This is a genomic window from Streptomyces sp. NBC_00620 (assembly GCF_026341825.1).
Classification (GTDB): Bacteria; Actinomycetota; Actinomycetes; order Streptomycetales; family Streptomycetaceae; genus Streptomyces.
Genome location: NZ_JAPENY010000001.1, coordinates 1412879 through 1428299, shown reverse-complemented (window position 1 = coordinate 1428299; position 15421 = coordinate 1412879). Strand labels below are relative to the sequence as shown.

9 protein-coding genes are annotated in these 15421 nt (G+C 70.2%); 6 read left to right on the top strand and 3 right to left on the bottom strand.

Features of this window, described 5'->3' with window-relative positions; all coding sequences use genetic code 11:
* Positions 1-802 precede the first annotated feature (802 nt).
* The 4 genes from OG246_RS06545 (at position 803) to OG246_RS06530 (ending at position 6977) form a co-directional block, all read left to right on the top strand.
* Positions 803-1978 carry a DUF3500 domain-containing protein gene (locus OG246_RS06545; RefSeq protein WP_266457178.1) on the top strand — a complete coding sequence of 392 codons (1176 nt, stop codon included), beginning with the start codon at positions 803-805 and terminating at the stop codon, positions 1976-1978.
* Positions 1975-3363, top strand: a complete 1389-nt coding sequence (locus OG246_RS06540; RefSeq protein ID WP_266457175.1) for a HupE/UreJ family protein — start codon at positions 1975-1977, stop codon at positions 3361-3363. The genes OG246_RS06545 and OG246_RS06540 overlap by 4 nt, the downstream gene beginning before the upstream one ends.
* A gap of 192 nt (positions 3364-3555) precedes the next feature.
* Entirely contained in the window at positions 3556-4596 is a 1041-nt protein-coding gene (locus tag OG246_RS06535) for a substrate-binding domain-containing protein (RefSeq protein WP_266457172.1), read from the top strand.
* 209 nt (positions 4597-4805) lie between these two features.
* Positions 4806-6977, top strand: a complete 2172-nt coding sequence (locus tag OG246_RS06530) for an RICIN domain-containing protein (RefSeq protein ID WP_323178278.1) — start codon at positions 4806-4808, stop codon at positions 6975-6977.
* 74 nt (positions 6978-7051) lie between these two features.
* On the opposite strand, the gene OG246_RS06525 is transcribed toward OG246_RS06530, so the two are convergent.
* Together OG246_RS06525 and OG246_RS06520 are read right to left on the bottom strand one after the other, a co-directional pair.
* Positions 7052-7210, bottom strand: coding sequence for a hypothetical protein (locus OG246_RS06525; RefSeq protein ID WP_266457166.1), 159 nt, complete (start codon positions 7208-7210; stop codon positions 7052-7054).
* Positions 7211-7226: 16 nt separating this feature from the next.
* On the bottom strand, positions 7227-8798 hold the full coding sequence (locus OG246_RS06520) for an oleate hydratase (RefSeq protein ID WP_266463931.1): 1572 nt from the start codon (positions 8796-8798) through the stop codon (positions 7227-7229).
* Between the two features lie 217 nt (positions 8799-9015).
* On the opposite strand from OG246_RS06520, the gene OG246_RS06515 reads away from it, so the two are divergent.
* Positions 9016-9795 carry an SDR family NAD(P)-dependent oxidoreductase gene (locus OG246_RS06515; protein ID WP_266457163.1) on the top strand — a complete coding sequence of 260 codons (780 nt, stop codon included), beginning with the start codon at positions 9016-9018 and terminating at the stop codon, positions 9793-9795.
* Positions 9796-10154: 359 nt separating this feature from the next.
* Positions 10155-13640: a BTAD domain-containing putative transcriptional regulator gene (locus OG246_RS06510; protein WP_266457160.1), complete on the top strand. Its 3486-nt coding sequence runs from the start codon at positions 10155-10157 to the stop codon at positions 13638-13640.
* A gap of 69 nt (positions 13641-13709) precedes the next feature.
* Here OG246_RS06510 and OG246_RS06505 read toward each other — a convergent pair whose 3' ends face one another.
* Entirely contained in the window at positions 13710-15416 is a 1707-nt protein-coding gene (locus OG246_RS06505) for a bifunctional 3'-5' exonuclease/DNA polymerase (RefSeq protein WP_266457157.1), read from the bottom strand.
* Between the last annotated feature and the right edge of the window lie 5 nt (positions 15417-15421).

Sequence of the window (15421 nt, the reverse complement as noted above, 5' to 3'; positions counted from 1 at the left end):
TCCGGCCGCCCGACAGTAGCGCTGACAGCCGAGCGGCAGTCTCGCGGGCGGGCCGGTGAGAGCCCCACCGGTGGACAGCCGGTGGACAGACGCCTTTGGACGGTGCATCACGGGGTGGCACGGGTCAACCTGTTGCACGTGCTCTGATCAGGTAAAACATCACCGGACAGCACGACGAAGCACCACGCAACACGAACACTCATGGTCTCGTAATGCGAAGGTCTCGGGTTCGAATCCCGAAGGCGGCTCTGTAGAAGCCTCAGGACTCACTCGCCGTGACCTGGGGCTTTTGCTTTTTCCGGACGCGGTGACGACCCGGTGACGACGCGATGGTCGACGCAGCCGCGATCGACGTGACCGCGTCATGCTCCCGCGCCCTGCCCCCTCGGCCGCGCCATGCTCGTGCCACCTGCCCCCGGCCGGTTATCGGCAATAGCAGGAAATTCTATTCGCGCGATAAGGGCAGCCTGTCAAATTCGTAAGCGAATTCAGTGAATTCACCCTGTGCTGTGGCGCAACCTAGGAATGTTTTTGTTCATCTGAAGATGCATTGAGATTCCGGTAAGACTGTCGATAATCTTGTCAACAATCGCACGGACGGCGCGCAGGTGTCTGCCGTGCGCTTCTGTCCTGCCCGTAGCTGCTGATGAGCGGTCGAGGTCGCAGTGGAACGGGCTTCGTTCCAGACTTGAAGGAGTGGTTCATGAGCAGAGAAAGAACCCGTCGAGTGCGTATGCGGCGGAATTCGCGGAGGGTGGCCGGTGCCATCACGGCGGTCGTCCTTGTCGGCGGTGGCTTTGCCGTGGCAAACGCATCGACGGATATATCGACAGGTAAATCGGCCGCAGGCCTCCAGCGCCCCGTCGACAAGCAGGCCACCGGCACCAAGGCCGTGGTCAGCGCCGCCAACGCGTTCCTGAACACGCTGGACGCCGACCAGCAGGCCGAGGTGCTCCTTGAGCTCACCGAGGCGAACGCCACGGCATGGTCGAACCTCCCCTGCGGGTCGACCTGCCGTCCCGGCATCGAGCTCGGTTCACTGAGCGACACTCAGCTGGCCGCCGCCGTGCAGCTGTTGAAGGTGGCTACGGGCACCGGCAAGGGCAGCGGGTACGACCAGATCACGCAGATCATCAAGGCCGACGATGTGCTCGCCTCGGTGCAGGCCACCAGCTCCGCGGGGACGGGCCCGGCGCCCTCGGACACCGCGTCGAGCACGGCCTCCGCCGACCCGTCCGCCACGGCGGTCCCGAGCTCCACGGCCACCGACGCTCCGACCGGCGCCCCGCCCTCCGGCGGCACCGGCGGAGGCGGCTCCTTCGGCTACGGCAGTGGCCTCTACTACATGGCGTTCCTGGGCACCCCCTCGGCGGACGGCACCTGGCAGCTGCACTTCGGCGGTCACCACCTCGCCGTGAACCTCACCTACAAGAAGGGCAAGGTGGCAGGCGCCAGCCCCTTCTTCATAGGTGTCGAGCCGACCACCTGGACCGCCGACGACGGCACCACGTACTCGCCGCTGGAGGAACAGCGCAACGGCATGCTCGCGCTGACCGGCAGCCTGAGCACCGAGCAGCTGGCCACGGCCAAGCTGTCCGGGACGTACAACGACGTGCTCCTCGGCCCGGGTGAGGACGGCCAGTTCCCGGAGACCAAGGAAGGCATCAAGGTCAGCGAGCTGTCGCCCAAGCAGAAGCAGCTGGTCCTGAAGGCCATTCACCCCTGGGTCGCCAACGTGGACGACGCCACCGCGAAGAAGCTCATGAAGACGTACGAGCGTGAGCTGAACGAGACCTACGTCAGCTACTCCGGCGGCACCGCCCTCGACACCCAGGGCGACTACGTGCGCATCGACGGCCCCGGCGTCTGGGTCGAGTTCGTCTGCCAGAACGGCCTCGTCATCCAGGGCAAGGTCCACTACCACACGGTGTACCGCGACCACACCCGCGACTACGGCAGCGAGTTCTCCTTCTCATGACCCGACCGCGAAACTGGCTGACCACAGCACTTCGCCTGGTGGCCGGGATCGCGATCGCGGTACCGGCGGCGCTCCTTCTCGGAGCGTCGCCGGCCGCCGCGCATCCGATGCCGCACTCAGTGGTCCAGCTCGACGTGTACAAGGACTCGGTCACCGCGCGCCTTGAACTGCCCGTCGGCGACCTCGCCACGGCCGGCGGCATCGATCTGACCACCATCGAATCGGCCGCCCTGCCCACCAAGGCCAAGGCCGTCCGCACCTACCTCGCCCAGCACATCCGCCCGACCACCCTCAAGGGCGAGGCCTGGCAGGTCAGCATCGGCGCGCTGAGCCTCAGCAGCACCGAGCAGACCTCCACCGGCCCCTACCGCGAGCTGATCGCCAAGGCCGTGCTCACCCCGCCGGCCGGTGCCGACGTACGGCACTTCAAGCTGGACTACGACGTGATCGTCCACCAGGTCGTCACCCACGTGGCGCTGGTGACGGTACGACAGGACTGGGCCGCCGGTCAGGTCGGCGACGACGTGAGTGCCACCCAGGTCGGCACCGTCCGTCTCGACGTCCGGAGCATGACCGTTCCGGCGCTGACCGTCGACCTCGGTGACGGCAGCGCCTGGCGCGGCTTCCTCGCCATGGTCGAACTCGGCGGCGACCACATCCTCACCGGCACCGACCATCTGTTGTTCCTGCTCATCCTGCTGCTGCCCGCACCGCTGATGGCCGCCGGGGGACGCTGGAGCGGTCTGGTCGGCGCCCGTGCCGCGCTCGGGCGTATCGGCCGCATCACGATCGCCTTCACCGTCGGCCACTCCGTCGCGCTGGCCGCAACTGCCCTCGGTCGCCTGGAGATTCCCGGCCGGCCGGTCGAGGCGTTCATCGCCGCGAGCATCCTCCTCGGCGCCGTGCACGCGATCCGCCCGCTGTTCGCGGGCAGGGAAGCGGTCGTGGCCGGCGTCTTCGGGCTCGGCCACGGCATGGCGTTCTCCTTCGTGCTCGCCGAGATGCAACTGTCCACCGGACAGCTCGTGTTCAGCCTCCTCGGCTTCAACCTGGGCATCGAGCTGGTCCAGCTCCTCCTGGTGTGCCTCGCTCTGCCCTCGTTGCTCGTGATCGCGCGGATGCGGGTACAGCCCGCGCTGCGGGTGGGCGGCGCGCTGCTCACCGGCACGGCGGCCCTCGGCTGGCTGGCCGACCGGCTCGGCATGCCCAACCCGGTCGCCCGGGCGGCCGACAGCGCCGGATCCCACACCACGCTGATGCTGGCCGTCCTCACGCTCGCCGCGATCGCGGCCGTCGGCTGGACACTGGCCACCCGCCGGCGCGCGCTGTCCGAACCGGGCGAGGGTGTCCGCCTCCGGCTCCGACGGTTGAGAGCTGAGAGCTGAGAGCTGAGAGCTGAGAGCCGGGAGCCGGGAGCCGGGAGCTCAGAGGTGGATCCTCCTGCGGTGGGACGGAGGGCGGCGTGTGCATCGGTCTTGCCTCCGCCTGCCGTGCCCCGTTACCTTGCGGCGAAGTTTGTGGACAGATACGCGGTGCGGTCCGGCGTATCGGTGTTCGGCGAGCGGAACGGGCATCGAGTGACAGGTCGCGGCAAGGGACAGCTGGAGGCGCAGTACGGCCTTCTGACGAGCATCGCCGGTGAGGCGGGGGTCTCGCTCAGCACGGTGTCGAAGGTGGTGCACCGGCGCCGGGACGTCGGCGCGGCGACGCGTGAGCGGGTCGAGGAACTGCTGGCGCGGCACGGGTTCGTCCGCCCGTGGGAGCGGGATCCCGCGACACCCCGGCAGATCATCGCGGTGTTCCGGGACCTGTCGGGGCCGTACACGCTTGAGGTGGTCCGCGGCATCGTGGACGCGGCCGGCGGGCTCGGGATCGACGTGGTCACCGGGACGACGAGCCGGCGGTCGATCTCCGGGTGGCTGCAGGAGTGTGTGGCGCTCGGTGCGGCGGGGATCGTCATCGTGATCTCGATGCTGTCCGAGGAGGACCAGCGCCGCATCGTCGAGCAGCGGCTCCCGGTCGTCCTGATCGATCCGCTCAGCGCGCCCTCGGAGGACATTCCCAGCATCGGGGTGACGAACTGGAGCGGTGCCCGGGACGCCGTGAAGCATCTGCTGGACCTCGGACACACCCGTATCGGCATGGTCGCGGGGCGCTCCCACTCCCTGGCCGGGGCGGCGCGGGTGCACGGTTACCGGGCCGCGCTGGAGGAGGCCGGGCTCGCCTACGATCCGGCGATCGTCCGCTCGACCGACTTCGACTACGCCGAGGCGCTCGCCACCAGCGCGCAGATCCTGCGGGCGGACGATCCGCCCACGGCCGTCTTCGCGGCCAGTGACGCGCAGGCGCTCGGTGTGCTGGAGGCGGCCCGTCAGCTGGGGCTCGCCGTGCCGGACGACCTGGCGGTGATGTCCTTCGACGACACGCTGGTGGCGGCCATGGCCTGCCCGCCGCTGAGCGCCGTACGACAGCCTTTCGAGGAACTGGGACGCGAGGCGACCAGGGTGCTCCTGGAGCTTGCCCAGGGTCGGGCGCCCGCGTCGCCTCGTATCGAACTGGCCACGGAGCTCGTGCTGCGGACCTCGACGTCCGTCCGCCGACGCGTCAATACCGCGTAGCCCGCGACTGTGCGAAACACTTTCGAAATGTGCCGGTGACATCGCGGTGTCGGCTCCGAATACTGGGCGTCCTACCCAGCGCACCCTCAACTCCCCTTTTATGAAACGAGGCGCGCGCTCCCCCGGGTGAAAGGAACGCCGTGCTCGCGACAGCCCGCCCTCCGGCCGCCGCCGTCAGGCTCAGACGAACCGCGATGACAAGCCCCTTCATGAGTAAGGCTGTTGCGGCAGTGTCAGCCTTCGGCGTCGGTCTGGCATTCGCCATTGCCTCCGCGACCGGTGCGCAGGCATATCAGCCGAGCCCGGCGAATTTGTATGTGGCGGAGAATTCCGCCGCGTGCAACAAGAATCCCTGTGTTCTCTATCCGAAGTCGGCCCAACTCCCGGGCGGCCGGCTCGTGGCGGCGTTCGAGAACAGTCAGACGGCTCCGGTGGGGCAGACGATGCCCATCCACAAGAGCGACGACGCCGGTACGACGTGGCAGAAGCTGGCCGACGTCAAAGCCCCCGCCTACCTGTCCAGTGACGCCAAGTACGCGAAGTACACGAGCAACTGGACCAACCCGTATCTCTACGTGCTCCCGCAGAACGTCGGAAACCTGAGCGCCGGCACGCTGCTTCTCGCGAGCATCGTCTCGGGGGACGACTACTACTACCAGGAGCAGAAGGCCGCGAACTCCAGCTGGACGCCGTCGGGTGACGGCGACCGCAAGGACGTGGCGCTGGCGCTGTACTCCAGCACCGACCAGGGCGCGACCTGGAGCATCCAGAACATCATCGCCACCGGCGGCTGGCAGGGCGGAAGCGCGGGCGCCATCGGCCGCGTCTCGAACGCCAACACCTCCGCCCAGGTCGACCCGCTCTGGGAGCCGCACCTGGTCGCCCGAGGCGGACAGCTCGTCGCCTACTACTCCGACGAGAACGACTACCTCGGTTACAACGCCACCACCGGAGTCCCCACCCTCGACCCGGCCAACGACACGGCGGCGGACTCGGGCGGCCAGATCCTCGTGCACAAGACCTGGGACGGCGGCAGCGGCACGTCCTGGAGCCAGCCGGTCGTCGACATCCCGGGAAGCACCGTGAACAACGGCGGCAAGTCGGAGATCGGCGGCGGCCGCCCGGGCATGACGACGATCGCCCCGACCACCGACGGCAAGTGGCTTCTCACGTACGAGTATTGGGGCGGCGGTACGAACGTCCGCTACCGCATCGCGGACGACCCGCTGAAGTTCTACGCGGCCGGTGACGCCGCGATCACCGCACTCCCTGTGCCCTCGGGCGGCCGCACGCTGTCCACGGGCGGCAGCCCGGTGCTCCTCCCGATGCCGGACGGGCGGATCGTCTACAACGCGTCCGGCAGCGGCAACGTCTGGGTGAACGAGTCCGGTCTGAGCACCGGGACTTGGAAGGAGTACCAGACGACGATGCCCAGCGGTTACAGCCGCAATCTCCAGTACGTCGAGGGCACGGGACGCGTCCTCATCCTCCAGGCCGCCTGGAGCGGCGGGAGCGTCGGGCCCGTGAAGTACGGCGAGGTCGACCTCGGCCGGTCCGACGGCGCCTACACCACCCTCGTCAACCGCCTGACCGGCCAGGTCCTCAGCCCCGACACCGGAAAGACGCAGGACGCGAACCTCACCGGAAACGTGCCCGACCTGGTCCTCAAGGCCCGGGCCGCCGCGGACGATTCGCAGCGCTGGCATCTGACGGCCAAGGGCGCCAACGTGACGCTGCTCAACAAGACCGGTGGCCGCTCGGTCGCCATCTGGACCGGCACCGCGACGGCCGGGCAGAAGCTCGCCCAGTGGGTCGACGACGGAGCCACCGACAAGCAGTGGACCCTCGTCGCCTCGACCGACGGCTACTACAAGCTCCGCTCGGTCCGCAACACGAGCCTGTTCATGACGGGCGCGACGGCGGGCGGCTCCGTCACCGTGGCCGCGTCGACCACCGACGGCTCACAGGACTGGCAGCTTGTCCAGGACCCGCTGCCGACCGCCGCGTCCTTCACGCTGAAGGGCGCCAACTCCGGTCGCTGCCTTGACGTTCCGAACGCCGCGACGGGTGTCCAGGTGCAGATCTGGGACTGCTCCGGAAACACGAACCAGCTGATCACGCAGACCGCCGCGGGTGAACTCCGCATCGCCGGCAACTGCCTTGCGGCCAGCGGCGACGGCACCACCGCGGGCACCAAGCTGATCCTCTGGGCCTGCAACGGCAAGTCCAGCCAGAAGTGGTGGTTCCGCCTGGACGGGTCCGTCGTCAACCGCTCCAACGGTCTCGCCCTCGACGTCAACAACTGGGCCACGGCCAACGGATCGCCGGTACAGCTGTGGACGGCTCTCGGCAACGCCACCCAGAGGTGGAGCCGCGCGTAACGGACCAAAAGAGGGCGGCGCCACCAACTGCCCGGTGGCGCCGCCCGCCCATGTGAGTCACTCCCGCTCGACCGTCACAGCCACCGCGTGATGCCGTACGACCGTGGCGTCCCGCTCCTAACCGAAGGGAGTTCCTCGGTCAGCTCGGTGCGCAGGGATGCCGCCTCGACGCCGTTGCCGAGGTCGTCGCGGTCGGCGAGGACGTGGTTGGGGAAGCTGTAGCAGCCGAACATGGTCCGTACGCCTTTGTCAGCGGCGGTGCAGGGTCTCCAAGGCCTCGACGAGGATCTTCGCGTCGTACTGGCCCTTGTAGACGGGCGGGGGCTGCCTGTCGAGCTTGAGGAGCTGGGCGACCGCGGTCCAGGCGGTGCGTACGGAGTACTCGACGGTGAAGACCACGTCGTCGGGGACCTCGGCGTACTGGCCGATGAACGCCAGGTTGGTGGAGCCCTCAGGGACGACCTGGGGGCGGTCGCCGGCCTTGCGGACCAGGAACTGGCTGGTGATGTACGGCATCTTCGCGGGGATCACGATGGAGCCGTCCAGGATCCGCTCGCGCTCCGCGAAGGGCAGGTGCTGGAGCACTTCGTCGAGGATCTCGCGGCCGGTGCACTCGGACATCGGTTTGTCGACGAAGTCGCCCTGCCGGTCGGGGAACAGGGCGTAGCCCCACCACACGAACGTGTCCTCGGGCTGCTCACGGAAGTGCGGCTGGTGGTTCAGCACGATGGTCAGCAGCCAGCTGGACTCCTTGAAGGTGATCAGGCCGCCCTTGCCCGCCTCGCTGCCGCTGAACTCCTCCATCACCTTGAAGAAGAGCGGGTCCTTGGTGGTGACGGTGAACGACTCCCAGGTGGAGTCCTTCGTCGAGGAGTCGAACACCTTCGGGTCGCCCAGTCCGGCGCCGGGGCGCTTGGCGGCCAGGGTCTCCCACAGCTGCCAGGCGCCGCTGGAGGAGGTGGTGTCCAGGGCGGGGACCGTGTCGGTCGAGCCGAGGGTGGAGTTCGCGGTCATCGAGCCGTTGGTGACCAGGACCAGGTCGTCCGGGCCGACGGCCGTCTCGCCGGACTTCCCGCCACGGTCCCAGGTGAGGGCCTTCACCGTCAGTGCGTCGCCGTCGGCCAGGCGCAGGTCCGTGATGCGGGTGCCGAGCTGGATGGTCACGCCCTGGGCCGTCAGCCAGGCAAGGAGCGGGCGCACGATCGAGTCGAACTGGTTGAACCGGGTGCGGTAGATCCCCGACATGGTGTCGAAGGTCTTGAACAGGTGGACGAAGCGGTTGAGGTAGCGGCGGAACTCGATCGCGCTGTGCCAGGGCTCGAACGCGAAGGTCGTGCACCACATCGCCCAGAAGTTGGTGGTGAAGAACTCCTCGTGGAACAGGTCCGCGATGCGCTTGCCGTCCAGCAGCTTCTCCGGAGTGGCCACGCACTTCACGAGCTCGAGACGGTCGCGCTCGGAGAACGTCATCGAGTGCGCGTCGATGATGTTCCCGTGTCCGTCGACCAGGCGGGCGTGGTCGTCCCAGGCGAAGTCCTCGTGGAACGCGAACGTGTCCTCGGTGACCGACTTCGCCGGGTCGTCCAGCGAGGGGATCGACGACAGCAGGTCGTAGGTGCAGTCGAAGTGGACCTCGAACATCCGCCCGCCGCGCATGGTGTACCCGGTCTCGGGCGAACCCGCCGCGTCCAGGCTTCCGCCCTCGCGGTCCTGCTCCTCCAGGATCACGATGTCGTCCCCCGCGAACCCGCCCTCGCGGATCAGGAACGCCGCCGCCGACAGCGACGCGATCCCACTGCCGACCAGATAAGCCTTCGCCACAGCCATCCCTCGTTCCGTGTCCACCGACGACAGCCACGGTCGGATACAGACACCGGCACGCGGCGTCTCCGAGGCTGAAAGAGCCCTCCATGGGTCCCCTGCCGAGCCGGGCCCGACACCGGGAGGAACCTCGGGTCCCCGGTTCGGCCCAGTCGCGTGGCCGGTCGCGTTCCGCCCCGCGCGTCGTCACCTTCGGTGTGCCATCTAGGGTGCGGACATGACCTCGCAGACCTACCTTTCTGAACTGTTTTCGCTGGACGGCCGGGTTGCCGTGGTGACGGGGGGTAGTTCCGGCATCGGGCGGGCTATTGCCGGGGCGCTCGGGCGGGCGGGTGCGAGTGTTGTGGTTGTGGCTCGTAAGGAGTCGGAACTGGTTGCCACCGTTGAGGAGTTGGTGGCGGACGGTTGCCGGGCGGCCTGGGTGAGTGGCGATCTGAGCACCCGCGACGGGGTGCGTGCGGCGGCGGAGCAGGCGGCCGGGGTGTTCGGGGAGCCCGACATTCTCGTCAACTGCGCCGGGGTCAATCTGCGCCCGCCGATGGGCGAGCTGGACGAGGACGTGTGGGACACCACGATGGCGGTGAACCTGGAGGCGCCCTACTTGCTGGGCCGCAGGTTCGGGCCCGGTATGGCCGAGCGGGGCTTCGGGCGGATCATCCACATCACCTCCCAGCAGGCGCACCGGGCGTTCGTCCAGAGTGGTGCGTACGGGGTCTCCAAGGGTGCGTTGGAGTCGCTGGCCCGCTCCCAGGCCGAGGCGTGGTCGCCGCACGGCGTCACCTGCAACACGCTGGTGCCGGGCTTTGTGATGACTCCGCTCAACGCACGGTTGTCGTCCGACCCGGAGAAGGTGGCGGCGCTGGCCGCGCGCACGATGGTCGGGCGCAACGGTCTGGCCGAGGACTTCGCGGGTGCGGTGGTGTTCCTCGCGAGCGGCGCCTCCGCGTACGTCACCGGGCAGTCGGTCTTCGTCGACGGCGGGTTCTCCGTTCACTGAAGCGAGAGCCGAGAGCCGAGAGCCGAGAACCGAGAACCGAGAACCGAGAACCGAGAACCGTTGTCACATGTCCGCCGGCTTGTACTCGGGCTGACACGACAGACGGAGGCCCCGGTCGCTCACCTCGACGACTGGGGCCTCTCGCGTCCCCGGATCCGGCCACGGCGGTGACACTCCCCCGAGTTACGCGTTGAACGCGCGCGCCGTCGGGCCAGATCCGATGTAGTGATCACATCAGGCCACGCCAACGGATCGCTAACATAATGGCCAACGGTTCCACGGGGAACTGAGCGCCGGGCGGCCGGAAGTCGCCGTTGGCGCGGTCGGGTTGGTGTGCGGGAAGGCAGTGGGGCGGCGTTATGCGGGACGGGCTGCCGCGTGGACTGCGGTTCGGGCTGCTGGGGCCACCGGTTCTGTACGACGCCGACGGCGAGGTTCGGTCGGTCGGTGGCGGGAAGATGCGTGCCCTGCTGGTCGCGCTGCTGCTGGAGCCGGGCCGGGTCGTCTCGGTCGATGTGCTCAAGGACGCGTTGTGGGGCGGGGCGCCGCCGGCTTCCGCGCAGGCCTCGCTGCAGAACCATGTGACGCGGCTGCGGCGCCTCCTCGACGATCCGGAACGGCTGCGGGCCGTGCCGCCGGGGTACGTCCTGCGCGTCGGCGAGGGCGAGTTGGACGTCCGTGTCTTCGAGAACCACGTCACGGCCGCGCGTGCAGCGCACGCCGGGCGCGATTGGGAGCGTGCGTTGCGCGAGTCCGCGACCGCGCTGGCGCTGTGGCGCGGCACGCCCCTGAGCGGGCTCCCGCCCGAGGGCGGCGGGTACGCGCTCGTCCAGCGGCTCACGGAGGCGCGGCTGTTTGTTCTGGAGTGGGGGTACGAGGCTGAGTTGTGGCTTGCGGGGGCGGGTGCGGGGGCCGGGGATGCCGGGGGCCTTGGGGTGGGCGGGAGCTCCGGGGGCCTTGGGGCGGGCGGCTGTTCCGGGGTGGCTCGACTGGACCGTCTCGCGCCGGAGTTGGCCGCCCTTGTTGCCGAGCATCCGCTCCGTGAGGCCTTCCACCGGCTGCTGATGCTCGTGCTGCACCGCACCGGACGCCGGGCCGAAGCCCTCGCCGTCCACCGCGACCTGCGGGCCCGCCTGGTCGAGGAACTCGGCGTCGAACCGGGAGCCGCGGTGCGGGAGGCGCACCTGGAGATCCTTCGGGAGGGGGGCGGGAGGAACGCGGGGAACGCGGGGAACGCGGGGAACGCGGGGAACGCGGGGGAGGTTCTTGGGAACTCCGGCTGGGGGGAGCGGGATGCGGGCGAGGGCGAAGGGGTGGGGGGCTCGGGGGCGCGGTCTTTGGTGTCTGGCTCTGCGGGTTCTCGTTCTGCAGGGTCCGGCTCCTCGGGCTCCCGTTCCGAGGGTTCCCGCTCCGCAGGGTCCGGCTCCTCGGGCTCCCGTTCCGTGGGTTCTCGTTCCGCAAGGTCCGGCTCCGCAGGCTCCCGCTCCGCCGAGTCCGTCTCCTCAGAGCCGCGCGACTCAGAGTCAGGCCGCCCGGAGTCCCGCCTCCCGGAGCCAAGCCGCCCGGAGTCCGGTGCTGCGGAGTCCGGTCCTGCCGGTTCCCTACCTGCCGGTTCCGCACCCGCGGGTTCCGCCCCGTCAGCCCGCACCCCCTCTCACTCCACCCCGCCCCGACCCGCCCAACTCCCGCCTCCCCCCGCGCACTTCACCGGCCGGAGCGACGTACAAGAGGCGTTGCGCCCGGTCCTGGACGCGGATCACGGTCACCACACCACCGGCCCCCGCGTCGCCGTCATCAGCGGTATGGCGGGCGTCGGCAAGAGCGCGCTGGCGCTGCACGTGGCGCATGGGCTGAGGGAGCGTTTCCCTGACGGGCAGCTGTACTTCAACCTGCACGGGGCCACGCCCGGAATGACCCCGCTCACGCCCGGTCAGGCGCTCGCCGCTCTGCTGCGCGACCTCGGCACGGAGCCGCGCCGCATCCCCGAACACCCGGACGCGGCAGCCGCGTTGCTCCGGTCGCTGCTCGCGCCGACCCGCACACTGATGGTGCTCGACGACGCCGCGCACGCCGGGCAGGTACGGCCGTTGCTGCCCGCGGGCGCGGGGTGCGCGGTGATCGTGACGAGCCGTTCGCCGCTCACGGCACTGGACGGCGCGCACCGTTTCCCACTTGCGCCGCTGTCGGACGAGGACAGCGCGGTGCTGCTCCGCGCGGTCTCCGGACGGGTGGAGGGGCTCGACGGCGGACACCCCCTCGTCGAACTCACCGGCCGGCTGCCGCTCGCCCTCCGTATCGTCGCGGCCCGCCTCGCCGCGCGCCGCGCGCTCACGCCGGACGCGCTGGCCGGCCAACTGGCCGCCACGGAGGGACGGTTGCACCATCTCGAGTACGACGACCTGAGCGTACGAAGGTCGCTGGCCGTCGCCCATGACGCGCTGCACGCCTCGGAGCGGCAGGCAGACCGGGACGCGGCGCTCGCCCTGCGCCGTATCGGCGCGCTCGACCTCCCCGCGTACGGGGCACCCCTCCTCGCCCGGCTCACCGGCACGGACGAGCGCCGCGCCGAGGCCGCCCTCGACCGCCTCGTCGACGTCGCCCTCCTGGAGGAGACGGCGTACGGCCGCTACGCACCCCACGACCTGGTCCGCGACTTCGCCCGCGAGATCGCGGCGACACCGGCCCCCGCGCCGCCCGGCGATGCACTCACTCCGACGAACACCCCCATCCCCGCCGAACGCGCCCTTCGCTGGTACGCCGCCGTAGCCGCACGCACCCTCGCCGCGATCGTCGAGCCGGGCCTCGACCGCGACGACCGCAGCAGGCCGACCACCTCGCAGCCGCCCTCGCACGCGGCGGACGTCGCGGCCACGCAGCCGTTCGGTTCCGCGAAGGAGGCCTTCGCCTGGGGTGATCTGGAGCTGGAGAACGTGGTCGCGCTGGTGGAGCGGTACGCGCAGGTGTGCTCGTACGTTCCCGTTCTGGTGCGCCTGCTCCACCCGTACGCCCAACGCAGTGGCCGCGTCGCCGAGTCGGAGGTGCTCCAGCGGTCGGCGCTCCGTGCCGCGCGACGGCTCGGGGACGAGGCCGCCGAGGCGTACGCGCTCGGAGATCTCGCGGGGCTGCACTTCATGACCGGGCGTGCGGGCGAGGCGCTCGCGCTGAACGACGAGGCGCTGGCGATCTGGCGTCGGCTCGGGGTCCTGTCGTGGGTACGGCGGGGCCTGAACAACCGAGGCATGCTCCTCGAAGGGCTCGGCCGGCACGACGAGTCCAGCGAAGCGCTGCTGCAAAGCCTCGAACTCTCAAGGCGGTTGGGGGACCAGCACACCGAGGCCATCACCTACAGCAACCTCGGCAACCTGTACGAGCACACGGACCCCCGGGCCGCCATCGACCACCACAAGCGGAGCCTCGGGCTCGGCGACGCGCTGGACGACGTGATCATCCGGCACTCCGCGCACTGCAACATCGGCTACGCCCACCTCACCCTCGGTGAACCGGCCGCCGCGCTACCGCACTTCGAGGAGAGCCTGCGCATTCTCGGCAGCCACGGCGACTGGCACGGCGAGGCCCAGACCCGCCTCGGGCTGGTGCGCGCCCTGCGCGGAGTGGGACTCGGCGCGCGGGCCGCCCGCGAGTGCGACCTGCTCCTCGGCCGTGCCGACAGCCGCGCCGACGGGTACAGCGGAGGGCTCGCCCGTCACCAGCGCGGGCTGCTGCTGAGCATGGAGGGTGACACCGAGGGGGCGTACGGGCAGTGGCGGTCGGCCCTCGAAGCGCTGGACGGGACGGACACCCCGGTGGTGGGGGAGCTGCGGGAACTCCTCAAGTCCCGGCCGTAGCAAGAAGTCCCGGCCGTAGCAGGAAGTCCCGGCCCGAGGTGAGCTGTCCCAGCCGTAGCGAGCTCGAGCTCACTTCGCGTCCGCATAACACTCCACCACCGCCGTCGTGAACGGAAAACGCACCGGTGTCTCGCCGAACGTGAGGCGGCCCGCGAGATCGGACGCCTCACGGATCGCGGTCACCACGGTGTCCGCCTCCTCGGCGGGGCAGTGCACGATCACCTCGTCGTGCTGGAAGAAGACCAGCTCGGCCGCCATGTCCGTGCAGGTGCGCCGGAGGGCGGCGAGCACCAGCAGGGTCCACTCGGCGGCGCTGCCCTGGACGACGAAGTTGCGGGCGAAGCGGCCGCGGGCGCGGGAGTTGGAGGAGGCATAGCCGGGGACCCAGGCGGACGTCTGGTCGCCGGTGGTCTCGGCGGGATCGTCCTGCGGCAGCCCCGCCTCCTCCGACGCGGATGCGGCCGCGTCGGACGCGCCGACCGCCGGAGGGCATGTACGCCCGAGCCAGGTCCGGACGAGCCGCCCCTCCTCGCCCGCGCGCGCCGCGTCGTCCACATAGGCGACGGCCTTGGGGAAGCGGCGGCGCAGCAGGGCGAGGTTCTTCAGCCCGTCTCCGGACGTCTGCCCGTACACGGCCCCCAGCACGGCGAGCTTCGCCTGGGCCCGGTCGCCGGAGAACGCCCGGTCCGACACCGACTGGTACAGGTCGCTCTCGCGGCCCGCGACCTCCATCAGCCCCGGATCGCGGGAGATCGCCGCGAGCACCCGGGGCTCCATCTGGTCGGCGTCGGCCACGACGAGCCGCCAGCCGGGGTCGGCGACCACCGCGCGGCGGATCACCTTGGGGATCTGCAGCGCCCCGCCGCCGTTGGTCACCCACCGCCCGGTGACGGTCCCGCCCGGCAGGTACTCGGGCCTGAACCGGCCGTCCCGCACCCAGTCCTGGAGCCAGGACCAGCCGTGCGCCACCCAGATCCGGTACAGCTTCTTGTACTCGATCAGCGGCTTCACCGCCGGATGGTCGATGGACTCGATCTCCCAGCGCCGGGTGGACTTGACCTTGATACCGGCCTGCGCGAAGGCCTTTATGACGTCCGCCGGCAGGTCGGGCCTGACCCGCCTCCCGAAGGCCGCCGAGACCTCTTCGGCGAGCTCGGCCAGCCGCCGGGGTTCGCCCCCGCCCGCATACCGCTCGCCGAGCAGTTCGTGCAGCACCTCCCGGTGGACGTCCGCGCTCCAGGGCAGCCCCGACTCGTTCATCTCGGCGGCCACCAGCATCCCCGCCGACTCGGCCGTCGTCAGCAGGTGCATCCGCTCGGGGAACGCGGTCGCTTCATGGCGGTGGCGCTGGTCCGCGTACACCTCCAGGAGGTCTTTCAGGGGTACGTGGACCGGGCGCGGTTCGAAGAGGGACGACTGCGAGCCGGGCTCGGCGGCGCGCTGGGGCGGGTCCGGCGGTACGGGGCCGCCGCGCAGTCTCGCGAGCGCGGCGGCCGCCGACCTGGGTTCGCCGAGCCGTCCCTCGTGGCCGAGGAGCAGCGTCTCGGCGGCCTCGATGTCGTAACACCGCTCCACTCGCACCCCCGTGGCGAGCAGTCGCGGATATACGTCGGCCGTGGACCGCCAGACCCACCGGGTCACGTCCGGCCGTGTCCGCACGGCGTCGACGAGATCCGGTTCCCTGCGCACCGGGCCTGCGGGCAGCCCGTCCGGGCCGAGGGGGGCGACCTCCGCGCCGCCGTCCTCGGCCGGTGCGAGTGCCCACCGGTCGGTCATGATTG

Bases quoted from the DNA above. Each gene is read 5' to 3' on its own strand.
- OG246_RS06505 (WP_266457157.1), bottom strand. From the start codon at position 15,416: ATGACCGACCGGTGGGCACTCGCACCGGCCGAGGACGGCGGCGCGGAG.
- OG246_RS06525 (WP_266457166.1), bottom strand. From the start codon at position 7,210: ATGTTCGGCTGCTACAGCTTCCCCAACCACGTCCTCGCCGACCGCGAC.
- OG246_RS06540 (WP_266457175.1), top strand. From the start codon at position 1,975: ATGACCCGACCGCGAAACTGGCTGACCACAGCACTTCGCCTGGTGGCC.
- OG246_RS06530 (WP_323178278.1), top strand. From the start codon at position 4,806: ATGAGTAAGGCTGTTGCGGCAGTGTCAGCCTTCGGCGTCGGTCTGGCA.
- OG246_RS06515 (WP_266457163.1), top strand. From the start codon at position 9,016: ATGACCTCGCAGACCTACCTTTCTGAACTGTTTTCGCTGGACGGCCGG.
- OG246_RS06510 (WP_266457160.1), top strand. From the start codon at position 10,155: ATGCGGGACGGGCTGCCGCGTGGACTGCGGTTCGGGCTGCTGGGGCCA.